The sequence below is a fragment of the Ureibacillus yapensis genome (genome assembly GCF_003515775.1).
Taxonomy (GTDB): Bacteria; Bacillota; Bacilli; order Bacillales_A; family Planococcaceae; genus Ureibacillus; species Ureibacillus yapensis.
In genome coordinates, this window is sequence record NZ_QWEI01000011.1 from 40,554 (window position 1) to 66,180 (window position 25,627).

Annotated in this window: 22 protein-coding genes and 1 pseudogene; 4 read left to right on the forward strand and 19 right to left on the reverse strand. The window is 40.3% G+C overall.

The annotated features are described in order from the left end of the window. Positions 1-44: 44 nt before the first annotated feature. From D1B33_RS15960 to D1B33_RS15995, 8 genes and pseudogenes are all read right to left on the reverse strand, one after another. Positions 45-503, reverse strand: coding sequence for a YtxH domain-containing protein (locus D1B33_RS15960; RefSeq protein WP_118877403.1), 459 nt, complete (start codon positions 501-503; stop codon positions 45-47). Positions 504-527: 24 nt separating this feature from the next. Continuing rightward, entirely contained in the window at positions 528-1,001 is a 474-nt protein-coding gene (locus D1B33_RS15965; protein WP_118877404.1) for a DUF948 domain-containing protein, read from the reverse strand. Positions 1,002-1,094: 93 nt separating this feature from the next. Next, the gene (gene murC, locus D1B33_RS15970) at positions 1,095-2,411 is read right to left on the reverse strand and encodes a UDP-N-acetylmuramate--L-alanine ligase (RefSeq protein ID WP_118877405.1); all 1,317 of its coding nucleotides are present in this window, start codon (positions 2,409-2,411) and stop codon (positions 1,095-1,097) included. A 213-nt stretch (positions 2,412-2,624) separates the two neighbouring features. Then, a pseudogene (locus D1B33_RS18955) lies at positions 2,625-4,046 on the reverse strand (DNA translocase FtsK); the annotation flags it as partial. A 3,240-nt stretch (positions 4,047-7,286) separates the two neighbouring features. Then, the gene (gene ytpR, locus D1B33_RS15980) at positions 7,287-7,904 is read right to left on the reverse strand and encodes a YtpR family tRNA-binding protein (RefSeq protein WP_118877406.1); all 618 of its coding nucleotides are present in this window, start codon (positions 7,902-7,904) and stop codon (positions 7,287-7,289) included. Beyond that, positions 7,904-8,716 carry a DUF1444 domain-containing protein gene (locus tag D1B33_RS15985; RefSeq protein WP_118877407.1) on the reverse strand — a complete coding sequence of 271 codons (813 nt, stop codon included), beginning with the start codon at positions 8,714-8,716 and terminating at the stop codon, positions 7,904-7,906. Before D1B33_RS15985 ends, ytpR begins: the two co-directional genes overlap by 1 nt. A 137-nt stretch (positions 8,717-8,853) precedes the next feature. Then, positions 8,854-9,381 (reverse strand): hypothetical protein, encoded by a 528-nt coding sequence (locus D1B33_RS15990; RefSeq protein WP_118877408.1) that lies wholly within the window; start codon positions 9,379-9,381, stop codon positions 8,854-8,856. A 79-nt stretch (positions 9,382-9,460) separates the two neighbouring features. Continuing rightward, entirely contained in the window at positions 9,461-9,976 is a 516-nt protein-coding gene (locus tag D1B33_RS15995; RefSeq protein WP_118877409.1) for a DUF84 family protein, read from the reverse strand. A 150-nt stretch (positions 9,977-10,126) separates the two neighbouring features. On the opposite strand from D1B33_RS15995, the gene D1B33_RS16000 reads away from it, so the two are divergent. Then, entirely contained in the window at positions 10,127-10,351 is a 225-nt protein-coding gene (locus tag D1B33_RS16000) for a nucleotidyl cyclase domain-containing protein (protein ID WP_118877410.1), read from the forward strand. Between the two features lie 70 nt (positions 10,352-10,421). On the opposite strand, the gene D1B33_RS16005 is transcribed toward D1B33_RS16000, so the two are convergent. After that, the gene (locus D1B33_RS16005) at positions 10,422-11,498 is read right to left on the reverse strand and encodes a M42 family metallopeptidase (RefSeq protein ID WP_118877411.1); all 1,077 of its coding nucleotides are present in this window, start codon (positions 11,496-11,498) and stop codon (positions 10,422-10,424) included. A gap of 248 nt (positions 11,499-11,746) precedes the next feature. On the opposite strand from D1B33_RS16005, the gene D1B33_RS16010 reads away from it, so the two are divergent. Continuing rightward, on the forward strand, positions 11,747-12,061 hold the full coding sequence (locus tag D1B33_RS16010) for a hypothetical protein (RefSeq protein ID WP_118877412.1): 315 nt from the start codon (positions 11,747-11,749) through the stop codon (positions 12,059-12,061). Positions 12,062-12,398: 337 nt separating this feature from the next. Here D1B33_RS16010 and D1B33_RS16015 read toward each other — a convergent pair whose 3' ends face one another. From D1B33_RS16015 to pepV, 6 genes are all read right to left on the reverse strand, one after another. After that, positions 12,399-13,262, reverse strand: a complete 864-nt coding sequence (locus D1B33_RS16015; protein ID WP_118877413.1) for a YtnP family quorum-quenching lactonase — start codon at positions 13,260-13,262, stop codon at positions 12,399-12,401. Between the two features lie 48 nt (positions 13,263-13,310). Further along, positions 13,311-13,961: a tRNA (guanosine(46)-N7)-methyltransferase TrmB gene (gene trmB, locus D1B33_RS16020; protein WP_118877414.1), complete on the reverse strand. Its 651-nt coding sequence runs from the start codon at positions 13,959-13,961 to the stop codon at positions 13,311-13,313. 76 nt (positions 13,962-14,037) lie between these two features. Continuing rightward, positions 14,038-14,973 carry a diacylglycerol/lipid kinase family protein gene (locus tag D1B33_RS16025; RefSeq protein WP_158583006.1) on the reverse strand — a complete coding sequence of 312 codons (936 nt, stop codon included), beginning with the start codon at positions 14,971-14,973 and terminating at the stop codon, positions 14,038-14,040. A 4-nt stretch (positions 14,974-14,977) separates the two neighbouring features. After that, positions 14,978-15,970 carry a nuclease-related domain-containing protein gene (locus D1B33_RS16030; RefSeq protein WP_118877416.1) on the reverse strand — a complete coding sequence of 331 codons (993 nt, stop codon included), beginning with the start codon at positions 15,968-15,970 and terminating at the stop codon, positions 14,978-14,980. A gap of 188 nt (positions 15,971-16,158) precedes the next feature. Next, positions 16,159-17,007 carry a D-amino-acid transaminase gene (gene dat, locus D1B33_RS16035; RefSeq protein ID WP_118877417.1) on the reverse strand — a complete coding sequence of 283 codons (849 nt, stop codon included), beginning with the start codon at positions 17,005-17,007 and terminating at the stop codon, positions 16,159-16,161. A 20-nt stretch (positions 17,008-17,027) separates the two neighbouring features. After that, positions 17,028-18,422 (reverse strand): dipeptidase PepV, encoded by a 1,395-nt coding sequence (gene pepV, locus D1B33_RS16040; RefSeq protein ID WP_118877418.1) that lies wholly within the window; start codon positions 18,420-18,422, stop codon positions 17,028-17,030. A gap of 385 nt (positions 18,423-18,807) precedes the next feature. Here pepV and D1B33_RS16045 point away from each other — a divergent pair, with 385 nt between their 5' ends. Beyond that, the gene (locus D1B33_RS16045; protein ID WP_118877453.1) at positions 18,808-19,029 is read left to right on the forward strand and encodes a DeoR family transcriptional regulator; all 222 of its coding nucleotides are present in this window, start codon (positions 18,808-18,810) and stop codon (positions 19,027-19,029) included. A 121-nt stretch (positions 19,030-19,150) separates the two neighbouring features. Here D1B33_RS16045 and D1B33_RS16050 read toward each other — a convergent pair whose 3' ends face one another. Together D1B33_RS16050 and D1B33_RS16055 are read right to left on the reverse strand one after the other, a co-directional pair. After that, positions 19,151-19,861, reverse strand: a complete 711-nt coding sequence (locus D1B33_RS16050; RefSeq protein ID WP_118877419.1) for a pseudouridine synthase — start codon at positions 19,859-19,861, stop codon at positions 19,151-19,153. 12 nt (positions 19,862-19,873) lie between these two features. Further along, positions 19,874-21,487 carry a putative polysaccharide biosynthesis protein gene (locus tag D1B33_RS16055; protein WP_118877420.1) on the reverse strand — a complete coding sequence of 538 codons (1,614 nt, stop codon included), beginning with the start codon at positions 21,485-21,487 and terminating at the stop codon, positions 19,874-19,876. Between the two features lie 367 nt (positions 21,488-21,854). Here D1B33_RS16055 and D1B33_RS16060 point away from each other — a divergent pair, with 367 nt between their 5' ends. Next, positions 21,855-23,111, forward strand: a complete 1,257-nt coding sequence (locus D1B33_RS16060) for a BaiN/RdsA family NAD(P)/FAD-dependent oxidoreductase (protein ID WP_118877421.1) — start codon at positions 21,855-21,857, stop codon at positions 23,109-23,111. A gap of 128 nt (positions 23,112-23,239) precedes the next feature. Here the strand turns inward: D1B33_RS16060 and D1B33_RS16065 are convergent, their stop codons facing one another. Further along, positions 23,240-23,839 carry an NAD(P)-binding protein gene (locus tag D1B33_RS16065; RefSeq protein ID WP_118877422.1) on the reverse strand — a complete coding sequence of 200 codons (600 nt, stop codon included), beginning with the start codon at positions 23,837-23,839 and terminating at the stop codon, positions 23,240-23,242. Positions 23,840-23,899: 60 nt separating this feature from the next. Beyond that, complete coding sequence (cysI, locus tag D1B33_RS16070; protein ID WP_118877423.1) at positions 23,900-25,621, reverse strand: assimilatory sulfite reductase (NADPH) hemoprotein subunit; 1,722 nt, start codon at positions 25,619-25,621, stop codon at positions 23,900-23,902. Positions 25,622-25,627: the final 6 nt, after the last annotated feature.

Below are 25,627 nucleotides of genomic sequence, written 5' to 3' on the forward strand. Positions count from 1 at the left end.
GGACGTTTAAATAAACATCCTTGCGTTTTTTTAATGGAATTGATTTAAATAGAGGATGGTTTTGATGCTTCAGACATGTCCACGCCTTCGTATGTTTCATTTTCCAAAAGGTCATCGTCTTCATATGAAACGGTTCCATCGTCGTAGATAGTAGGTACCTTGGAAGATTTTGCTTTTACTTTATCCACTAATTGGGTGGACTGTTCTTTTAGCTGGTTGGATAATTGAACTGTTTTATCTTTTGCAGTGGAAGATAAGTGCACACTTTTATCTTTTAAATTTCCTGCCTGGATGGCCACGTCGCTTCTTAAATCTCTGCCTGTTTTAGGGGCAAGCAGCATACCAGCGGCCGCTCCAACAATTCCGCCTACCAATGCACCAATAACAAAATCCTTCATATTCACCGACTCCTCCTCATAAATGGCATCTGTTCCTGTATAAACTTGAGGTAAATGTGGCAATTCATTTTTAACTTCGTTATAATTCGGTTTTTCCCCTAACATAGTACTCATCCCCTTTATTATTTTCTAAAGCTTTGAAGATTTCTTTACGATTTGTGTGGTTTTTACATCTACATCATGTTGGTCAATGGCTTTGCGCTGTTTCCATTTATCTGCTATTTCCATCGCAACATTGCTCCATTGCACCACTTGTGCAATTTTTTCTTCGTTTTTGCTTACTTCGGTTGAAATGGATGATGTAATTTGGTGAATGGAATTGTTTAAACCATTAACGGAGGTTCCGATATTTTTTACGGCATCCACAACTGAGTTTAGTTTTTCGGATTTCACTGTAATATCTGCCGCCAGTGTATTCGTTTTTTCTAAAAGAGAGGTTGTCTCACGTGTGATTCCATCCATTTGCCCTTCAATTCCCGCAACCGTCCCTGCAATACTGTTTAACGTATTTTTCAACCCAAACAACGTCATCCCAACACTGATGCATAACACCAAAAATCCGATTGCTGCCAAAAGTGCTGCGATGTATAAAATGATTTCCATTAAACTAACCTCCTATGTCTCCTGCTACCCTGATATTCGACAAATTCTTTGCTGAATCCTCCCGTTTAGAAAAAACAGCCTAAACTAAGGCGTTTAAGCTGTTTCTTCGTTGTTCTTTAAAACGTTCTCAAATGCACTTTGATACTTATTAACATCTCCAGCACCCATAAACAAGAAAACAGCGTTGTTATATTCTTTCAACTTTTCAATTTTATCGAGTTGAATGATTTGGCTATCCTGAATTAATGCTTGCAGATCTTGAATGGATAAAGCTCCCTGCTTTTCCCTAGCTGATCCGAAGATGTCGCATAAATATACTGCATCTGCTTTTGATAAACTGTCGGCAAATTGTTGTAAAAAAGCAGCTGTGCGGGAAAACGTATGAGGTTGGAAAACAGCAACGACTTGTCGATCGGGGTATTTTTGTCGTGCTGATTGTATTGTTGCATTAATTTCTGTTGGATGATGCGCGTAATCATCTACAAGAACACTATTCCCAATTTTCGTTTCCGTAAAACGTCTTTTTACTCCACCATATGTGTGTAATCTTTCTTGAATCAATGTTGCAGGTATTCCTTCATAGTGACATAGCGAAATCACAGCCAGCGCATTGAGTACAGTATGGTCACCATATAAAGGAATGAAGAATTTATCATAATATTCATTGCGTACATATACTTCGAATGTTGTACCTTCCGTCGACTTTTCAATGTTTCGTGCGGCAAAGTCATTATGTGCACCAAAACCATAATAAACGACTGGTACGTTGGCTTGAATTTTTTGCAGGTGCTCATCATCGCCGCATGCAATAATTGCTTTGCTTACTTGCAGCGCCAACTCCTGGAAAGCTGAATAGACGTCGTCAATTCCGGTAAAATAATCTGGATGGTCAAAGTCGACATTCAGCATGACAGCGTAGTCAGGGTGATATGCCAAAAAGTGGCGGCGGTACTCACAAGCTTCCAATACAAAAAACGAAGCATCTTTTTTCCCTGAGCCTGTTCCATCTCCTATCAAAAAGGATGTAGGCTGATATCCGCCAACAACATGACTCATTAAGCCTGTTGTGGAAGTTTTCCCATGTGCACCTGTAATCGCAATGGACGTATAGGCATCAAGATAATCACCCAGGAATTTATGATATCGAATCACTTCGACGCCAATTTCTTTTGCACGAACAATTTCCGGATGGTCATCCGGAAATGCATTTCCTGCTATAACGGTCATTCCTTCTTTAATATTATCGGCGCTAAAAGGCAAAATCGTTATATTGCGGTCTCTTAGCGGCTTTTCCGTAAAATAATACGTTTCATAATCAGATCCCTGAACTTGCTCCCCTGAATCAAATAAGATTTGAGCCAATGAACTCATTCCTGAACCTTTAATTCCTGTAAAATGATAAAATGTCATATTTAAACCTCCCGGGATACTAGATCCCAATGAATGAACGTTTGTAATTTAAGTTAGTTTGTATCAAATCATAAAAACATACCCCATTATAGCATTATTTTCATAAAAAATATTGCAAAGGCAAGTTTAATTTTTCCTGCTTCATTCACTTATTATTTCATTATTTTTATTTTGCTAAAAAATGAGAGGAATACTCCCCTCATATATTAGCTATTACTCAAACATGTTCGCTAAATCGGAATCCGTTATAAAGACTTCCCTTGGCTTGCTTCCGCGTTGTTCGGAAATAAAGCCGTTGCTTTCCAGCATATCCATCAAGCGGGCTGCTCGATTATAGCCGATATGATACTTTCTTTGGATTGAAGAAGTAGAAGCAGATCCTTGATCAAATACAAAACGGCATACCTCTTCAAACAACTCATCTTGTTCTTCAATCATTTCCGTCTTCTTCAATAACTCGTCTTGCTCGAAGATATAATCAGGTTCTCCTTGTGCTCTCACGTGATCAACAATTTCCTCAATCTCGTCATCCGTCACAAATGTCCCTTGAAGACGAATCGGTGCACTCATCCCATTGCCCAGGTATAGCATATCCCCTCTTCCAAGCAGGCGTTCCGCTCCCTGGTTATCCAAAATTGTGCGCGAATCCACTTGTGAAGAAACTGCAAACGCGATTCTCGTTGGGATATTGGATTTGATCAACCCTGTAATAACATCAACGGATGGCCGTTGTGTTGCAACAATTAGATGGATTCCACAAGCTCTTGCTTTTTGGGCAATACGGCAGATGGCTTCCTCCACATCTGCCGGAGACATCATCATCAAGTCTGCAAGCTCATCGATGACAATCAAGATATAAGGTAATTTGTGTCCGTACTCGCCCTTTGAATCTGCCAATTTATTAAATCGGGGCAAATCGCGGACCCCGGCATGGGCAAATAATTGATAACGTCTTTCCATTTCTTCAACCGCCCATTTCAGAGCCGCGGTCGCTGCCTTTACATCTGTAATAACGGGGCTTACTAGATGCGGAATATGGTTAAACGGGGCTAATTCGACCATTTTAGGGTCAATTAACATGAGTTTCAATTCATTCGGATCTGCTTTATATAAAAGACTGACCAGAATGGAATTAATGCACACGGACTTTCCTGATCCTGTTGCACCTGCAATTAAACCATGCGGCATTTTTCGCAAGTCAATCGTGACAGGCTTACCTGTCAAGTCGAGACCCAATGCAGCCTCCAATGGCGATTCGGATTCTATAAAGGAGTCGCTGCAAGCTACTTCCGATAAGCGAACAGCTCGTGAGATACGATTCGGTATTTCGATGCCGATCGTGCTTTTTCCCGGTATCGGCGCTTGAATGCGAATATCCTTTGCAGCCAGAGCAAGTTTTAGATCATCTGAAAGGTTCCGGATTTTACTCACCTTGGTCCCGTGGCTGACTGTTATCTCGAATTGTGTTACTGCCGGCCCTTGTGTAATGGATTCCACCTGTGCCGTTACTTGGAAATACGATAAAGATTCTACTAAAATATCGCCTTGGGATTCAAGCCATTCCCGATCTTCTTTCTTTTCCTCTGGCGGCGATAAAAATTCCAATGAAGGCTTTGTATAAATTTTTATAGGCTTTTTCTCTACAATCTCATTAATTGAAGGCTCAATTTCTACTTCGTCATTGATTTCTTCCATAGCAGCATATCGTTCATTTTCTGGTTCGATTCTTTCACTCACCTTTGCCTTTTCCGCTGCGGCTTGATGAGTAATCGGTTCTGTTGAAGCAGGTTCAAGGACTGCCGTTGCAGTTGAAACGGAAACTTGCTGTGCTTCCTGCATTTCCCTTGCTTTCGGCAAGATTTCTGCAGAGGATGACTGCCTAGTGATTTCTTTAATACCATCATTATGTTGAAGCAATTGTTTTTGTGCTAGTTTAGCAGCATATTTTTCTTTATCGGATTTTAACATTAACACATTAAACGGCAATGTACTTCCTTTTTTTCGCGGCTCTTCCTGTAACTCTTCCTTCTGGTTATCCAGCAAGGCATCTTGTTCAATTCTTTCATGCTCCATTGCAGCCGCTTCTTCTTCCTGATCGCTTAATGCAACAGCGACTAGTTTTTGGACTTGCAGACTTTCAATGGGAGCTAAATCTTCCTTACTTTCTAAGTGTGCAAAAGCTTCTGTTTTTTCTTCCATTTGTTGTTCATGAAGCGTTTCGATATGCTTTTCTTCAGGCGGAAGTTCAATCGATTGAGTGCTTTCTTCATGCTTTAACTCTTCCTCAATAGAAGCTAAATCCGTTAACTCCCCACGTTCATCCTTTTGTTCCACTAGGGTCGCTTCACTTTCTTCTTGTTCGTTTACTGCAACAGCTGCTGGCTTTTGAACTTGTACACTTTCAATGGGAGCTAAATCTTCCCTATTTTCCATGTTTGAAAAAGCTTCCGTTTCTTCCATTTGTTGATCATGAAATGTTTGGTTATGCTTTTCTTCAGGCGGAAGTTCAATCGATTGAGTGCTTTCTTCTTGCTCCAACTTTTCGTCAACATAAGCTAAATCCGTTAATTCCCCACGTTCATCCTTTTGTTCTACCAGGGCCGCTTCAATTTCTTGTTCGTTTACTGCAGCAGCGTCTGGCTTTTGAACTTGTACACTTTCAATGGGAGCTAAATCTTCCTTAATTTCTATGTTATCAAACTTCTCTTTTTCTTCCTCTTGTAAATCTTGAAGCGCTTCATCTTGCTGCTTTTCAAGCGGAAGTTCAACTGGTTGCGAGATTTNCACTAGGGTCGCTTCACTTTCTTCTTGTTCGTTTACTGCAACAGCTGCTGGCTTTTGAACTTGTACACTTTCAATGGGAGCTAAATCTTCCCTATTTTCCATGTTTGAAAAAGCTTCCGTTTCTTCCATTTGTTGATCATGAAATGTTTGGTTATGCTTTTCTTCAGGCGGAAGTTCAATCGATTGAGTGCTTTCTTCTTGCTCCAACTTTTCGTCAACATAAGCTAAATCCGTTAATTCCCCACGTTCATCCTTTTGTTCTACCAGGGCCGCTTCAATTTCTTGTTCGTTTACTGCAGCAGCGTCTGGCTTTTGAACTTGTACACTTTCAATGGGAGCTAAATCTTCCTTATTTTCCATGTTTGAAAAAGCTTCCGTTTCTTCCATTTGTTGATCATGAAATGTTTGGTTATGCTTTTCTTCAGGCGGAAGTTCAATCGATTGAGTGCTTTCTTCTTGCTCCAACTTTTCGTCAACATAAGCTAAATCCGTTAATTCCCCACGTTCATCCTTTTGTTCTACCAGGGCCGCTTCAATTTCTTGTTCGTTTACTGCAGCAGCGTCTGGCTTTTGAACTTGTACACTTTCAATGGGAGCTAAATCTTCCTTAATTTCTATGTTATCAAACTTCTCTTTTTCTTCCTCTTGTAAATCTTGAAGCGCTTCATCTTGCTGCTTTTCAAGCGGAAGTTCAACTGGTTGCGAGATTTCTTCCATATTGGAAGTCTTTCTGATAGTTGATGCTTCATCTGCAATTGAATTTTCTTGAGATGCTTCTGCAGAAATCGGTAATTCTTCCATACTTTCATAAGGCGTTTGTTCTGGTTCAGTTTGTTTCTGCTCCGTTTCTTCCTCTATTTCAAGAAAACTCGGATTTGACGGTGCAGCAGACTGACTTGTATCACTAATCATAACGTCCGGTCTTTTTTTGGGTTCTACGGTGCTTGCAATTTCTTCTTTTACCCTCAAGACCTCTGTGTACACACTCTCTACTTTTTCTTTCTTTAGTTGGGAAGCTGCTTGTTGATGAATTAAGCTCTCTTCGATCTCTTCGTTGCTGTTCTCATGAAGCCTCTCATTCTGCTTTTTTGATAATAACTGGTCGATATTACTCGGTTTTTTGAATCCGTAAACTGGAGAAGGGACTTGTGTTGGAACGAATTTCCTTTTCGGAGTGAGTAAATCGTCTTCTTCTTTCATCTTTGGAGAAGGGGTATTGATCGAACTTTTTAAGTCTTGTTTTACTGGTTTCTGGGTATTTATCCCATTGGCTCTTCGTAGTTTCGCAGATTCTTGGCGATTGGCAAAGGTAGTTCTGTTTCCCTTGATTCGTTGCCGTTTTTCCAATAGCTCGTGTATCCCGGATACTTCTACATCATAAACTTTCGAAATGGCATTCTGTTGATAAAAATGCCCGGAATCCTTTTTTTTCTGTTCGAAATCTTCGGATACTGACTGTTGCGCTCTATAATCCGAACGCTTCTTAGTTACTCTTGTCAATTCCATCTCTTCGTCGGCGATTAAAGGAAATTTAAAACTTTTTTTATGGGACTCTGAAGTATTTTCCCCTTCAACTTCCCTTTTGGCTGAGAATTCTTCTTCGTATTCGATTTCTTCGTAATATTCATTTTCATCTATTTCATCATGGAAAAGTTTATTAAACTGTTTTTTAAACCAATTCATCGTTAATCACTCTTTTCTATCAACATTGCAATTTTATTATAAAGTAATTATATGTTTATAGGCATCAATATTGAACCATTGATTATCATTTAATAGAGAAATCAATAGCTTGGCAGCTTGGTTTACTATAAAACCTATTCACTTTGGCATATTTCCGGGTTGAGCTGGCAACCTAGTCGTGATTGCCGCGGTTCTTTCGCCTAATATTTCCACTGCTTGAAGTTAAATAGTATAAACTTACCTTACTTAGCAAAATGATACCATAATTACATTTCAATAAGATAACAATGTTAAAACATTTGCATGAAGAAAAGCTATAGAAACGCCTTATTCAAAAGCTTTTGGAAATTATCGGCAATAAAAAAAGCTAACTTGAACGTTGCTTCAAGTTAGCCTTCAATCGATGTACTATAGATTTGACGGGATTTCGAAAGGTGAACCTACTTCGTGGTCGCCATCCAGCACTAAAATCCCTTTTGCCGAAGGGGCGTTTGGAATTGCCAATTCGCGGGCAGAGCAAAGCATACCGCTTGAAGCTACCCCACGCAATTCCGAATCTTTAATAACCAACCCGGATGGCATAACCGCGCCGATTTTTGCAACAACCACTTTCTGACCAGCTTCCACGTTAGGAGCGCCACAAACAATTTGCAATACTTCTTCGCCAACATTTACTTTACAAATGCTTAATTTATCCGCATTTGGATGTTTTTCTTTTTCTTCTACATAACCAACGACAAATTTAGGCGAGAAATCGACATCTAAAGAAATTTCTGCGTTATTTGCTTTTAAAGCTGCTTCTATTTTTTCTACAAGTTCAGGAGTCACTTCTACATTTCCCTGTACATCCAATTCAAGATACTTGCTTGCATTGAAAAGGTTGAAAGCTTTGACTTCACCTGTTGCCTGTTCTTTTAAAATGGCAATATCCCCGCTTTTTTCTACCTCTGTGTTGACAATCGGCTCCATAGCCAGCTGGACCAACAGGACGTCTCCCACAAACTCTTTGTTATAAGCTACTAACATTATTCATCTTGCTCCTTTTTCACTCTATTTTTAGCCAATATAAAGATTGGTTCCAATTCGCCTTTTTCATAAACAAATGATAAGGAAGTAATCGGTACTGCACCCACCGAGAAGAAATGCATCGTCATTTGGGCCAATACGTCATACCCTGTTTCATTGCGTATGTCCCCAATAATCAATACATCTTGGTGCGGAACGGATAACGTCATGTCTCCTTCGACTTTCGCTTCCATTTCTTTCAAGAAAGAATCATTTAAAATACGGCTTGCATCATAACCATCATTCGCATTCACGAAATAAAAGATATTCCCTGCAACTTCATCTTTCTTCACATTAGTTGATAATTTTTTTACCGAAAAACGGGCCGCTTCCCGGATTTGATTTGCCGATACATGAAGTTTCTCCAACATCGATTCATCGATCAATCGATAGGTTGTCCCTAAATCCAGCGCATAATAAATGCGGGTTTCGGCTGTATGATCTGTGGTAATAAAGGCAAACCCTTCATTTGACTGCAATGGGAAGGAAGTCGAGCGAATGACCGGATAAACCAATGATAAATCATGAAACCCTTCATTTTGCTCTTTTTCCATTGCATTGAATGTTTGTTCAATTGTGTACACCACTTCGTCAATTGCTTTGCCCTGAATTGTTTGGTATTTTGCAAGGATTTCCCGCAGGGAGATATCCATCCCCTTATTCAATGTTTTATGATTAAGGCGCAGTGTGTCTTTTTCTTTATCGAAAATAAACTCATACTGATCCATGCCCAATCGCTGCTTAAGCTGCTGCACCAGTTCATTTGATTTCATCTTCTCACATCCTTTGTTAGAACATAGCAGAACTGTCGATGTATGCAAAAATAAACGGCTCACACAAAGTGAACCGTAAAAATAATCTATCTTATTGTAGCAAAAGTATCTATTTTTAGTCGATTACTTTGTTCCGTTTAGTTGTTTTCTTTCACAATGTCTACGGAACGAACAATCGTCATCATGTCTACAAGCTTCTCGTCGATATTTTGATCTTCCGAGATGGTAGACATTTTAACCCCGCCGCTACTTACAATTAGCTCAAATTGTTCCTCATCATATTCCGTCACTGCCGTAAACCCAAAGGCGCCATCAAATTCCACTGTTTGTTCTTTGATGATCTTGCTGGATGGGTTATTTTTCAGCAATTTATAATGCAAGTTACTATCTTCCATTTCATAGTAATTTACGAAAAGAAGATAACTTTCATTTCCCTTTTTTAAAATCAAATTATTTAAATCTTCCGTTTCTTCTACTGCGAAACCGGAAGGAACATATAATTTAATTTTGCCAATTGTTTGATTGGGATGTTGAGGAGTTTCTTCAAAAACAGTTTGAGCACTTGCCACACCCGTATCAATTTGCTCTTCAACAGTCTTTCCACAGCCTGCTAAAGCGAATAGCAATACGCAGCAAGCAGAGGCTTGAAACCATTTACGTTTCATATGTATTCCTCACTTTCTACTCAGCTACTTATTTTAAATGATAAATAGGTAGTATGGCAAGTTACTTAGGACAATACCACTATTTGGTTAAGAAAAGGTACTGGCCAATGAGCAATTTGACAATGTGTTCAAACATTTCGGTGCGATCGATTAAACCTGCCGTAAACACTCCTACAGCGCCGGCATTAGACCGTGTATCGTGCTGTTTTGTATAGTCATCCATGACGGGACCTAACTCTTTCCCTTCCCGCAATTTCTCAGCAATCTCTTCGGGCAATAAAAACTGGGCACCTGCTGCGGTCAGGACTGTTCCATCTTTCAAAGCAATGGCTCCCCAATTACAGCAATACATAGAATCTCCAACTTCCTGAACACCGCCTTCAAGGCCAAAACTCAGATCCGCTCCTGACATCTGCAGCGTATTGACCGCCCGATTAATTGCTCCCTGTCTTGTTTCCTCATGTGAAAAAGGTTGTTCTGATACATTTGATCTAGCGTCAAATTGCTCAAATGATGCATCCTCAAAATAACGATTCACCACATTTTGAATGGCTGCAGTTTTTGCTTTGTTTTTTGTTCCAATTGCTACGATCATTTCATTCATCTCCCGGGACAATTTATATGAAGTTGTGGCGAAATAAGCATATTTTCTTAAAAGCTAATACTTCGCCTTGAATTTTTAGTAAAATCGAAATAGTAAGTAAGAAAGAATATAATTAGCTTACCTAAGAAGAGAGTTGTACATATGATTCAATCAATCCTTTCCAATTTGGCAATAATCCTATTGTTGCATTTAATAATGAGCCAGATTATGGATAGCCGCAATAAAATAAGTACCTTCACTTTCCATGCACTTACCATAATCCAATTAGAAGGTGCCTCCACCTTGCTTCATACCGTGAACAAAGCCGATATCAACCTGTATAAAGCCAAAACGAACGGGCGTAATCGCTTTGTTGGTTCCTATTAAATGACGGAAGTCCCCAGCTATTCTACTTATCTAAAAAAGATGCCAAATGGCATCTTTTTTAAATTTCCGTTTATCCGTTGTCAATTATAGAATCGACTGTACTTCGATCCATCGTTCTTACCAGTTTTACAAGAAGTTCTTTGGCGGCCATATAATCATCAACATGAATAATAGAAGCTGAAGTATGGATATAGCGCGAACAAATGCCAATGACCGTACTTGGAATCCCTTCATTTGCAATGTGCACTTTTCCGGCATCCGTTCCCCCATTCGAAACAAAATATTGATACGGTATGTTGTTCGTCTCTGCTGTATCGAGTATGAAATCACGAAGTCCATGATGCGTGACCATGGTTGGGTCATAAATTCGTAAAAGCGTTCCTTTTCCCAATTGGCCGAATTGAGTTTTATCGCCTGTTGTGTCATTGGCTGCCGAAGCATCCAGTGCAAAGAAAATATCCGGTTTAATCATATTGGCTGAAACCTGGGCTCCTCTTAAACCGACTTCTTCCATTACATTTGCACCCGAATATAAATGATTCACTACCTTCTCATCTTTTAACTCTTTTAGTAATTCTAAGGCCAATCCGCATCCGTATCGATTATCCCAAGCTTTTGCCATGATTTTCTTGGGGTTTGCCATCGGTGTGAACGGACAAATGGGAAGAATGGATTGTCCCGGGCGAATACCCATTTCCATCGCATCCTCTTTACTATCCGCCCCTACATCTATCAGCATATCCTTAATGTCCATAGCGCCCTTTTTATCCGTCCCTTTTAATAGATGCGGAGGGATTGAAGCAATAACGCCTGGTATTTCTTTTTCTTTTGCATAGACTGTCACCCGTTGCGCTTGCAAAACTTGATTCGACCAGCCACCAAGCGGCTGGAATTGAATCATGCCGTTGTCCGTAATATTTTTTACCATAAACGACACTTCATCCATATGACCGGCAACCAATATTTTTGGAGCATTGTCCTCCTCTGCTTTTCTTACACCGAAAATTCCGCCAAGACGATCCTGGATAATTTCATCGGAATATTTCTCCAACTCACTGCGCATAAATTTGCGCACGGCATGTTCATTGCCCGGTGCGCCCGGTAATTCAGTCAATGTTTTAAATAATTCCAACGTTTCAGTATTCATGTAGAACACTCCCTAATTTAAGATACCTTTTCCATTTTATCATAATGAAATTGGAAAAACGCTCCTGGACATCCAGTTTTCAAAAACGGATAAGTTACGAAAAAAGCCTTCATATTTGCTATTTTCTAAGCTTGGTCTATTTCTAGGACAGGTATTCTTATACAGTACAGCAATATTTTGAAAGGGATTGAACAAGACTTCTAAAGTAAATAATGATAAAATAAATCTAGTTTAAAGGAGGATGACAAATGAAATTAAGAGATTTTTTAATAGGCGCAGCAACTGGATTAGCCGCTGCAATCATCATTAAAGAAGCTTCTGAAAAGATTTCGCCCTTTGTACCTGCCAATAGAGTCTTAGACAATGTAAAAGACCAATTCAAGAAAGAGAGCCCAATTGATGGTTCCTGGATTTATATGAAAACGGATGACTATCACAACGGCATTATGACCATCCCGGTCTATCGCGGAGGCATTACACGCATGAATAACGGCGAAATGGAGACGTTTGATTTTGCAGCGGATGCACGATCGGGTGTAGTAGTTGAATTAGTAAAATCATAAAAGAAAAGCGCAAGCACCCTGGTTAGCCCCGACAAGCGCTGGAAGGCCCGAATCGAAAGCATCTTTCCTGCTTTCGACCGAGGGACTGAAGCGACCTCGAGGGGCTGGGTGCTGGAGCTGGACACTGTCCTTCTTTATAGATGAAAAGCTGCTCGATTGTTAAAAATCGAACAGCTTATTTTTATTGGGACAGAGTGGTAAGCATCTTTGGACAGTGTCTAGCTGCGAACGCCAGCCCCTCGAACGTTTCGACTCTTCCGACGAAGGCAAAAAGCGCCTTCTTGTCAGAGTCTCCAACGTTTTTCGGGGCTAAACGGGCGTTCTCCGCTTTTCATTCTTAGAATTGTATACTTGCTTCTTTACCACGCTTTAAAAAGTCTGTTACTTCTTTTCCATCCTCGCTCCACTGAATCATGCGGTAATATGCATCATGGTAGAAAATGAATTTGTATTGGTTTGCCAAAGCCTCATTCATGATTTTTTCTTTGGCAAAAATACTCGTCATCGGATAATCATCATAAGCCAATACCCATAATGGATTCTGATGCGCATGTGTCGGCATAAGATCCGCAATATGGAGAATGGTTTCATCTTGTTGAGTCAGTTTAATAATCGCATGGCCGTCACTGTGGCCGCCCGTATGAATCATCTCGATTCCTGGCGTTATCGTGATTGACTTTTCGAAAGTGACGACTTGGTTCTGTACCGGCTCCCAGTTTTCTTTCCAATACGTATTTTTTGAACGAATATTGGGATTTCGCATTTCATCCCACTCAACTTTGGTTGTATAAATTTTGGCATTCGGGAACGTGGAAACGAGCTGTTCTCCCTCCCAGCGAGTAAGGCCTCCTGCATGGTCAAAATGAAGGTGGGTCATCAAAATGACATCAATATCGCCACTCGTTAAACCTAGTGACTGCAAACTATCCAGAATGGTAGATTCTTCTGTAACCCCATAGTTTCGCAGCTGCTTTTCCGTCAGTTTGTTAAATCCCACGCCACTATCAATTAAATAATTTTTCCCCTCAAATTGAATGAGAATCGGTTCACAAGCACATTCAATTTGATTTTTCTCATTTACCGGATATTTCCGTGACCATAAAGGCTTTGGCACAACCCCAAACATCGCGCCGCCATCCAATGAAGTCACGCCCCCATTCAACCATGTAAATGTCATATTGTGAAATTTGTATTGATCCATCCATTTCTCCCCCTTTTTTATAAAAGCGCAAGCGCCCTGGTTCAATCGTTACTTCCCACTGATAAACTGCGATTCCAATCTGTAGATTGGCTGGCCTTTCGCCGAAAACTTTTCTTCATACTCCGTCATGATATTGTCTTCCGGCATGTTGGCATGTAAATCAAGTGATACATACTTTAATAACATTCCGTACTCCGACATGCTGATTAAGGAATATTCGAATAGTCCACGGTTGTCCGTTTTAAAATGTATTTCGCCATTATCAATCAAAATTGATTCGTAAAGCTTCAAAAACCCTTCATGCGTAAGGCGCCGTTTTGCATGGCGCGTTTTTGGCCAAGGATCCGAGAAGTTTAAGTAAACCCGACTCACATCATTTTTTTGAAAGTACTTTTCCAGATCTGCTCCATTAACTTTCAGCAAACGTAAATTGGGCGGTGTATTGGAATCGATTATTTTTTCAAGAGCACTAACAATCACACTTGTATACAACTCAATCCCAATATAATTAATATCCGGGTTTTGCAATGCCATCCCCGTGATAAACTGACCTTTCCCTGTTCCTACTTCAATATGAAGCGGATGGTCGTTTCCGAATGCTTTCTGCCAATTTCCTTTATATTGTTCTGGATTCTGTATCACGATTTCCGGATGTTGTGATAAAAATTCCTCTGCCCATGGTTTGTTGCGTAATCTCAATGCATAATCCTCATTTCTGGTTGTTTAATTGTTTTTTGTTATTATAGCTTAAAATTCTTTCCCATACATAAAATTGCTATTTTTTGTTTATTAATTTCACGCTTTTTGTTTCCACTGATATTTCTATTTTACTATTCCTTTTTGTGTAGCCCAAAATTTCACCATCTGTATGACAAGGCAAATTTTGATTTATGTATAAGGTAAATCGGTCGTTTTGCAATTGGGAGAACTCTTTTAATTTTGTATGCCTGCCGAAAAAAACGGTAGCAAACATGAGTGCCAGCTTGCTTCTGGACAAATTTGAAACGATGGAAAGTTCAAGTAATCCATCATCCGGCTTTGAATCGGGAGAGATTTTCATGCCGCCCCCAAAATAAGGCTGATTGGAAACCGTAATAAACCAAACATTGTTATATCGTTTTTGTTGCCCATTATGCTCCACCATTACTTCGAAACATTCGAATGTTAATAATTTTTCCAGGACATAGTAGACATAACTTAGCTTGCCTAATCCAATTTTATTGAGTTTTTGTTTTACTTTTGATCCATTTGCAGCATACGCAACAGAAGCATCAAATCCAATACCGCAATTATTCACAAAACGAATCTTTTCGTTTCCCCACTGAATATTGCCGCAGTCAACAAATCGGGCATCTATCTTATGTTTACGGATGAACTCCTCAATTTCCTGCACGGATTGAAAACTCATAAATCCTCTTGAAAAATCATTTCCGGAACCGGCTTTTATTGCCCCTACCAAGACATTTCGGGCAAACCCTATCCCATTGACTACTTCATGAATGGTTCCATCGCCGCCAATGGCAATGATCAATGTTCGTTCATTGGCGTTTTCCGCCTCTTTGGAGATGAGGTTGGCGATTTCCCTTCCATGATTTTTATATTTCGTGAGGTGAGCGTGATAAGGTAAGTTTAACCCATTCTGAATTTTCCTCCATACGTGTGCTCCCTTTCCGTTTCCCGCTCGCTCATTGATTATAAAATGCAATCTCACATTTTTACTCCTGTTCTGTTTCTTCCACATGCCAAATATCCCGATTAAAAGAAGTTGTTTGAACGGCTTGCAAAAGCACCTTGGCCGCACGCATTTGCATATGCTTCATTGGTGACGGAATTTGTCTTAGCTGCTCCATCCACTTTGGAAATTCCCGTTTATCCACAAATTGAACGTTAAATACTGATCCTGGATAATCAAAGTAACCATTTCGTGAAAGAAGCACTTTTCGAATCGGCATTTTCACTTCATGCTCCGCAAATAATTTGGCGATAATCGCTTCCATCCTGTTCATTTGAATGAAAGGGTTCAGCATTTTGCCACTAGACTTCCCGACTTTTTTAACCCAAAACCGATCGCTATTGCCGATAAATACAGCTTGTTCCTCCTGCTCCACAACCGTAATGCATATGCACTCGCGGGGTGTTAACAGAACAATATCCAATTCAACCGGCGCTTTTTTCACTTTAACAATTGGATAGTAAAATAACAAAAAGCTATCCGGCAATTTTTGGAGAAAAGTTCGAAGCAGTGTATCCCTCATAAATCGAGGGTCTACATACGATTTCTCCCGTGTAGTGGAGCTTGCCCATTTTACTTGGAATTGGAAAAATTGATCCAAAAACATTTTCTTCAGCTCTTCCAGTGTATTTGGATTGTATAAAATAGTCGGCTCAAAATGTAGTGTATTTTCCCCTTCATCCATCACTTCTCCAACATTCATTAATTCGTTGGATATCTCAACTTCTTCTATATCTTCTATTTCTTTTGGCGTTTTTTTAAACTTTAATCGTTCAAACAATGAAAACCGCTTTTTCCGATCCTTTTCATCTGGTATTTCTAAATGCTCCCATTTTGGGATCTCTATTCCAGACTCCCATTGTTGCTTCACTCGATCCCATTGAATTTTCTTTAAACGAACAAATTGGGTTGGATATCTGGTCAAATCAATTTGATATCTAGAAATATAATCTTGAAGTTTCACTAATTGAGCCAATCAAAACACTCCTATCTTTCAATCCCATATGTTCAAGACTTTCGTACATCTGTTATATGGCATCATTGGCATACCCCAAATGCTGGGTCAATCGGACATTTCTTGAATCACTACTAATTTTACATGACCATTTGCAAAAAAAATAGTGGATAGGTTACTCCTACCCACTATTCATAAAGGATATTTAGTTAAATAAGGCTTTTCGGAAGCTTCGTTTCAAATTGTTGCTGCAATTTACGGGTCCATTCACCAACTTTGCTGCCGTTGATCGGCTGTTCGTCGACTTGAATCACTGGTGTTATTTCAGAAGTGGTAGAAGAAACAAACAGTTCATCCATCTGTAAAGCTTGCTCTTTCGTAAACGCTTGTTCCTTCACCGGCAGGTTAATTTCGTTAGCACAGGTTAAAATGACGCCGCGCGTAATGCCGCTTAAAATCAAGTTATCGGCAGGATGTGTATAAAGAACGCCATTTTTTATACCAAAAACATTGGTGGAAGACCCTTCCGTAATCGTTTCGCCCCGATGCAAAATCGCTTCATAGCATCCTCTTTCAAATGCTTCTTGTTTTGCCAACACCGCACCCAGTAGATTCAATGATTTAATATCACATCGGAGCCATCGAATGTCTTCCGCGAAAATCGCTTTCACGCCGTTCTGTACATTGAGAGCAGGGCGAGGAGCTTCCTTGATATTGCCGGTTAACACAGGCAGCACATCAACACCTGGAAATTGGTGAATACGTGACGCCGCTCCTCTTGTTAATTGAAAATAAAGATTTCCCGTATTGATTTCATTTGCTTCAACCAGTTCATGCAATAATTGATGCAGTTTATGTTTTGTATATGGCACAGTCAACTTGATCTTTTCGGCACTCACATAAAAACGGTCGATGTGCTCTTCTGCGGTAAACATCTCGCCGTCATATACTTTAATTACTTCATAAACGCCATCTCCAAATTGATAGCCTCTGTCTTCTTTGTTGATTACCACTAAATGATCCTCGACAATTCTATCATTCCATAATGTAAAGCTCATCTCTATCTTCCTTTTTATAATTAATTTTTGCCCGCCAGTTCAACAATGGCATCCGCATAAATGGCAGCGGCTTTCACTAAATGATCGACGATGACAAATTCGTCTGCTTGATGGGCAACATCCGGTTCGCCCGGGAACAGCATGCCAAAAGCAACCCCTTTTTTCAGCGTGCGGGCATAGGTACCGCCACCCGTTGATAAAGGTTTTGAATTGTCATTGGAATATTTTCGATAGACATTTAGCAAAGTTTTCACAAATTCATCTTCTGCCGGCACATAGTGCGGACTTGAATTCGAGGAAACATCCAAAGCAAATCCTCGGGAGGATGCAATTTGGGCAGCTTCCGTCATTTTCTCTTCAAATGGATAGCTAACCGAGTAGCGCATGCTGACTCCAATATTTCCGCCCTGTTTATGGTGAAATAAGACAACTCCCGGATTCAATGTCGTTGATCCGGACATCTCATCTTCAAACCCCAGTTTAATAGAATGTCCATAATGGTCGCCATGGAATGCATGCACCATAAATTCAGTAAATTCTTTGCTCGCTTTTGTTGTTGTATAGCCATGTAAAAATGTTGCCAACCACACGCTGGCATTGATTCCTTTTTCCGGTTCCATGGCATGGGCCGACTTCCCTTTCAATGATATTATATACCGGTCTTCTTGCTTCGTTAATGTACCTTCCATCCGATTTTGATTTAAAAACTGTTCATAATCTTGTTCGATGGTCGCCAGTACATTTTGAACAATAGCCTCGGCAGTGTCGGGTACCATATTGGAACGTTGGCCAGCTTTAAACGCCAGGATTTGTTCATGTTCTTCCACATTGCCTTTTTGCGTAAAATTCAGGATTGCAATCCCTTTTTCGGCATTAATAAGAGGAAAATCCGCATCCGGTGCAAACCCGATTGTCGGCATTTCTTCTTTTTCAAAATAGTGCTCGACACATCTAAACCCCGTCTCTTCATCCGTTCCAATAATCATGCGCACACGCTTGTTCAGTTCAATTCCTGCATCTTTTACCATTTTCATGGCAAGCCAGGCCGCCATTGTCGGACCTTTATCATCAATGGCGCCACGGCCATATAACTTCCCATCAACTATTTCGCCTTCAAAAGGAGGATGCATCCACGCGTCTCCTGCCGGTACAACATCCACATGACAAAGAATGCCCAATAACTCTTCTCCTGCGCCCATTTCAATATGGCCGGCATATGAATCGATATTTTTGCAATCGAATCCTTGTTGTTCCCCCAAAGACAGCATATATTCCAATGCTTTTAATGGACCTTCGCCAAAAGGTGCATCATTAGTTGAAGTCGCTTCATCCAGCACACTTTCTATTCGAATTAATTGCTGCAATTCCGAAATCAGCTCTTCTTTTCTGGATTCCGCCAATTTGATCCAATCCATTTTCAACACCCCTTTACTTAGTAACGACAATTTTACTCTTTTTCAGGAAAAATACAAACCGAAGGGGTACATTCAGCAGTTTCAGGGTATAAAACAAATACCTGTAGATAACCGAAGAAAATAACATTACATGTCATAATACCGTCTCATTATTCGTATTATCAAATTATAAACGGGATGTAAAAATTGTATTAATTAACTGAGAATTATGGAAAAACTAATAGAATACTGATATAATGATGTTGTCATAGTAATTTACTTGACAAATAATATTCAAAAAGGGGATGTCTACGGCAGAAATTTAAAAAGCCCGAGAGTAGCCTCTATATATGTCGTCCGCTAGTCTTTGCCATGAGAATTAAGATCGAAGGAGTGGTTCATGTTTATGAAACCAACTACTGACAGAATGCTTAATCGTATTAAAGACGTGTACATGTTTATCCTTGATAGAGGAACGGTATCTACACAGGATTTAGTCGAAGAGTTCAATATCACTCCTCGCACCATTCAAAGAGATTTGAATGTGTTAGCCTTTAACGATTTGGTCGAGAGCCCAAGTCGAGGCAAATGGACAACGACGAAGAAAAAAGTTAAATTAACATCCTAGAGATTTAGCAACGATTCCTTTTTGGTAACTGGGAAAGTTGCTCATATAAAACTTTTATACACAATATACTTACTTACAACAAAAAAGAATGACCTTTCGTCGGGGTCATTCTTTTTTGTTCTTATGGATTCTTTAACTGGCTCACTTCTTCAACGGTTAATTCACGATATTCTCCTAAATCCAGCTGCTCATCAAGCTTCAAGCTTCCCATTGAGATCCGTTTCAAATAGGTTACTTTTTTATCCACCGACTCGAACATCCGTTTTACTTGATGAAATTTTCCTTCCTGGATGGTTAACTCGATTTCGGAAATTTCCCCTGATTTTAGAATAGCTAGTTCTCCCGGTTTCGTGAGGTAGCCATCCTCCAACTCCACACCTCTACGGAATGCTTCTGCATCCGACTCGGTTACAACTCCCTTAATTAGCGCAAAATACGTTTTGGGAACATGTTTTTTGGGCGATAGCAGGTTATGTGCCAACTGGCCATCGTTTGTGATTAAAAGCAACCCTTCTGTATCTTTGTCCAACCGCCCTACAGGAAACGGGCTGAAATGTTGGGCAAGCGGGTCCAATAAATTAATGACGGTTTGATCATAATGATCTTCCGTAGCAGAAATGACGCCAGGCGGCTTGTTCATCATAAGATAGATAAATTCAGTATAGTGAACCCTCTCTCCAAAAACGCTGATATCTTGCTGATCCGGATTCACATGCAGTGAGGCATCTTTTACCACTTCCCCATCAACCGTTACACCTTTTTGTTTTAACAGTTGTTTTACTTCTTTTCTCGTCCCGTAGCCCATATTTGCCAACAATTTATCCAAACGCACTTCCATCAACTCCTATTTAAAACCCAGTTTGTTTGCAAGTTTTGTAATTCGTTCACCAAAGAGCTTTTGCGCCAATTTTAAACGGAATGAAAGGAAGCCATAAACAGCTGCTCCAACTCCAACGGAAATGAGCAGGTAAACTGCTTCCAGCACTTTCCCATCAGGCTCTGCTATCACATTTAACAGATGATCTACCAATAGTACCGCTATGGACATGACAAGCGTTAAGATGCAGATTAGTATAATCCGTCTTAAAACCAGCTGAGAACGATAATGCAAGGCTTTATGAATGACCACAACATTAATGGTAATTGTCACACCATAGCCAACCGCAGTCGCCAAAATGGCTCCATCCACTTCCATCATTTTGATGAGTGGTGTATTCAGCATCAGTTTAATAAGCAACCCTGTTAACAAACTGAATATAATCCACTTTTGGAAATCGATTCCTTGCAGTATGGCTGCCGTAACAGAAAACATCGCAAAGAAAATCGCCAGCGGAGCGTAGTGGGCCAATACTTGCCCCCCCATCTCGCTTTGCTCATATAAAACATGATAAATTCCCGGCGCCAGTATGGAAATCCCTATACTTGCAGGAATGGTGATGAACAATAAGATTTGGTATGTCTTATCCAAAGAACTTCTAAGAATATCGAATTCGCCCAAAGTATAGTGCTTTGTAATGATGGGTACAAGCGCCATCGAAAATCCGGTAGCGAGCATCACTGGAATAATGACAATCTTTTGCGTTGTTAAATTTAGCATGGTTAAGATTTCATCTGTTACACTCGCTAATCCGATGGAATTCATCGCACTATTGAACGTAAGCATATCAACCAGTTGGAACAAGGAAGATGCCATCCCGACAAAAACAAAGGGAATGGAATATTTAATAATCTCTTTATAGATGTCCTTGTAGGAAAGCTCTACTGAAGAGACACTATTCTCAAGCAGTACATTCATTTCGGGCTTCAATTTTCTCCAATAGAAATAAAGAACCGCCAATCCGCCAATGGCACCAACGAATGCTGCAAAAACGGCAAACTTAATCGCGGTTTCCGGTGTACCGCCCAGCACAACGACTACAATATATGAACCGCCAAGCAACACAATAATACGAACGATTTGCTCTACCAGCTGGGAAACGGAAGTCGGCATATAATGGCCATATCCTTGGAAAAATCCCCTGATCAAACTCATCATCGGAACTGCAAGCAAAGCAAAGCTGACCCAGCGGATTACCGAAGTAATTTGTTCCACAGTATAGATTTGTTCATCATCTTCAATAACAACATTTGCAATTGGGTTGGCCAGCAAATTTAAAAGAAGAAATGACCCAACCCCGGTTATGAACATTACCGCCATTCCCGATTTAAAAAGTTTTCTTCCTGCTTGATAATCATTCATGGCATTATATTTAGAAACAAACTTGGAAACCCCAAGAGGCAATCCCGAAATCGCTACGGATAGCATCAAATTGTAAGGAATATATGCATATTGATATAAACCCAGATTTTCTTCCCCGCCAACAATTGAATAAAAGGGGAAAAGATAAATTAACCCCAGAACCTTCGACAAAAACAAGCCTATTGTTAGTATCGCAGTTCCTTTCATTAATGAAGACATAAAAACATTCCAATCTTTATGAAATTGTTAATAATTGATATGTATTAGAAAAGCGGAAGCGCCCTGCTTAGCTCCGCGTCGGCGAAAACGAAACGTTAAAATCTACTTTTCTCTAGAAAAAGAAAAGCCGACTGAAATAGTCGACGATTTCTAACAAATATTGTTTCGAAAACAATCTACATGTAAGTTTACATGTGAACGCCGATTAACTCAAATAGTTTCTTCACAAAAAATGTATAATTTAAAGTTGAAACAATAAATTTCTACAGAATGATTTTACGTACTATAATAAAGGAAAAAGTCCGATCGAGTTTTCCTACCGCTTTATGTAGGAACCTGTGGAAATAAAGAAAGAGAGACAAGAAAAATGCTGGATGTAATCGTTATTGGCGGCGGTCCCTCGGGATTGATGGCAGCAATCGCTGCGGGAGAACAAAAGAAAAAAGTAGTATTAATCGAGAAAGGAAATAAACTCGGAAAAAAATTGGCCATCTCGGGTGGCGGCCGATGCAATGTTACTAATCGTCTGTCGGTCGACGAAATTATCAAGCATATACCGGGGAATGGACGTTTTTTATATAGTCCCTTTACCGTTTACAACAATCATAATATTATCGAATTTTTCGAAGGATTGGGAGTACAGCTAAAAGAAGAAGACCACGGCCGTATGTTCCCTGTCTCCAACCGTGCCCAGGATGTGGTCGACGCTCTCATAAATGAATTGAATCGCCTACATGTAGAGATTCGATTGAATACGGCGGTTGCCAAATTATTAATGGACGACGATAAAATACTTGGCGTCCGCTTAAGTGATGGCTCGGAAATCCTGGCAAAAGCAGTGGTTGTTGCCGTGGGAGGGAAGGCAGTGCCCCAAACCGGTTCGACAGGCGACGGTTACCCTTGGGCAGAGCGCGCTGGCCATAAGGTAACAGAACTTTACCCGACGGAAGTACCTGTCCTATCAAAAGAATCTTTTATCCAATCCCGTGAATTGCAGGGACTTGCATTGCGTGATGCTGCCGTATCGGTGTTAAACAAAAAAGGAAAAGCCATTATCACGCATAGAATGGACATGCTGTTTACTCACTTTGGCGTAAGTGGTCCCGCGATTTTGCGCTGCAGTCAATTTATCGTAAAAGAGTGCAAGAAAAATGGGGGTGCACCCGTCCAGCTTCGCATTCAAACATTACCGGAATTCAACGAGGAAAGTTGTTTCCAGCACTTAAATCAATTATTAAAAGAAGAACCAAAAAAAGCGGTGAAAAATGTATGGAAATCTGTTGCGCAAGAAAGATGGCTGTTATTCTTAATGGAACGCGCGGGAATCGATCCATCCAAAACTGCTTCAGAAATGCCGCAAGATAAAATTCGCCAGCTTGCCCATGAACTAATTTCCTTTACGATGGATGTCCATGGCACATTGCCGTTGGACAAAGCCTTCGTTACGGGAGGCGGCGTTTCAGTAAAAGAAATTGAACCGAAAACGATGGCTTCGAAATTGAAAAAAGGGTTGTTTTTCTGCGGAGAGATATTGGATATTCATGGCTATACAGGCGGATACAATATTACCAGCGCACTGGTAACAGGCCGTATTGCCGGCATGAATGCAGCTTTGGTTGATTAGCAAACAAGGGGCAATACGCTCCCCTTGCCCAAATTATCCTTGAACATCATATGATTAAGAACTAACCTATATTTCCAATAAAAAACAAAACTGCAGGAATATTTTTTCTGCAGTTTTTTAATATTTCCCTACTGAATATGCAATAAAAAAAGTTCTCGTTCCCTTTCATTTTTTCGAAAACGATCGTCCAATATCTCTTTCAGTAAAAACAGTTTCAGTTGTTCATCATGAACCGCCAACTTGATTTTCTCCCTGGCAGCAAATAAAAATGATAAGTACTCCCCATAACTATCATCAAAGAACTCATTCAAGTCCCGCTTGAGTTGCTTGGCTAAAAGCGGACTCGCCCCTTCCGTTGAAATGGCTATTTTCAATTTTCCCCGTTCAAAAGCAGCCATGTTATAAAAATTGCTCTCTTCTGGAGAATCAGCTACATTTACAAGCTGATGTTGCTGGCAGCTTGCTTTTACTTGCGCATTGACTTGACGATCATCCGTCGCTGCGATGACGAGAAAAGCATCGTCAATATCCGCATTTTCAAAAGACCGTTGAATCCAATGAATGTCTCCGTTTTGTTCATATGTATGTAATGTTTCCGTTAAAGTTGGGCTAACAACGACAATTTCGGCATTTTGCCCCAATAATTTATTCACTTTGTGTGCAGCAACTCGCCCGCCGCCAACCACCACTACCTTTTTTCCGACTAAATCTAGCATTACTGGATACATTTACAGCGTCCTTTCATGAAAATAAAGGTTGCCTCGGCAACCTTTATTAGAAATTAAAAACTATGTTCCAGGATGGAAATGACGTCCATCTGTTACAGCTTCCACATATCCCGCACGAATCACGAAATCTCCAAAATATTCGTTATCTTGACGTTCTTTTGCATAATGTCCAATAATCGGTGAAAGTGTCGCCAATATTTCGGCTTCACCAATATTCTCTTTGAAAATTTTATTTAAACGAGACCCTGTGTGGCTTGCACCTAAATATAGATTATATTTGCCCGGTGCTTTACCGATAAACCCAATCTCGCCCATCGCTGCACGTGAACAACCATTTGGACAGCCGGACATGCGGATTGTTATATCTTGGTCACGCAAACCATTGTCATCAAGCAGTCCTTCGATTTTTTCGATCAAGGATGGCAAGTATCGTTCAGACTCTGCCATTGCTAAACCACAAGTTGGCAATGCTACACAAGCAATCGAATTTCGTCTTAATGCCGAGTAATTGTCGCTTTCCGTCAACTTATACTTTTCAATGATTTCATTGATGGCTTTTTTAGCGCGAGCACCAACATTTGAAATCACTACATTTTGGTTGCCCGTAAAGCGGAAATCTCCCTTATGAATTTGCGCAATTTCACGTAGAGCGGTTTTTAGCGGATAGTTGTCAAAATCTTTCACACGTCCATTTTGGATGAACAAAGTGAAATGATATTTCCCATCTTCCCCTTTCACCCAGCCGTAACGATCGCCTGTATGTTCAAATTGGAAAGGTTTCACTTCATCAAATGTATAGCCTAGTCGTTTTTCAATTTCACTTTTCACATTTTCAAGGCCTAAACGATCCACTGTGTATTTAAAGCGGGCATATTTACGAACGGAACGGTTGCCGTAATCACGTTGTACAGTCATAATTTTTTCGCATACATCTACAATTTTATCTTTTGCAATATAGCCAATTAAACGCCCAAGTTGTGGATATGTTGCTGTATCTCCATGCGTCATTCCCATTCCGCCGCCAATTGCAACGTTAAAGCCGATAAGTTCATCATTTTCGACAACGGCGATCAGGCCAATATCTTGCGAGAAAACATCCACATCGTTTGCAGGCGGAATGGCAATCCCGATTTTGAATTTACGCGGCAAATATAGAGAACCATAAATCGGTTCTTGCTCTTCTTGTGTATCTACCACTTTTTCTTTATCCAGCCAAATCTCATAATACGCATTTGTGCGCGGCAGCAAATGATCGCTGATTTTTGATGACAATTCAAAAATTTCCTGGTGCAAATGTGACTGGTATGGGTTGGCGTTGCACATTACATTACGGTTTACGTCGCCGCACGCTGCAATGGTATCAAACAATACGCTGTTCAGCTCTTGCATATGTTTTTTCATGTTCCATTTTAAAATGCCGTGGAATTGAATCGTTTGGCGTGTCGTGATTTTAAATGAATGATTGCCATACTTATCCGCCAACTCGTCCATCTTCAACCATTGCGTTGGATTCAACACGCCGCCTGGCATACGGACACGAACCATGAATTGATAAGCCGGTTCCAATTTTTTGCGTTCACGTTCCAGGCGTTGGTCGCGGTCATCTTGCAAGTAACTTCCGTGGAATTTCATTAAACGGTTATCCCAGTCGGAAATGCCGGCGCTCAGCTCTTCTTGCATGGATTCAACAAGTGAACCGCGCAAATAGTTGCTCTCCGCCTTAATTTCCTCTACATCACTTGGCTTGCCTTCTTGTGGTGGTAATACAATTTTCTCAACCATGGTACT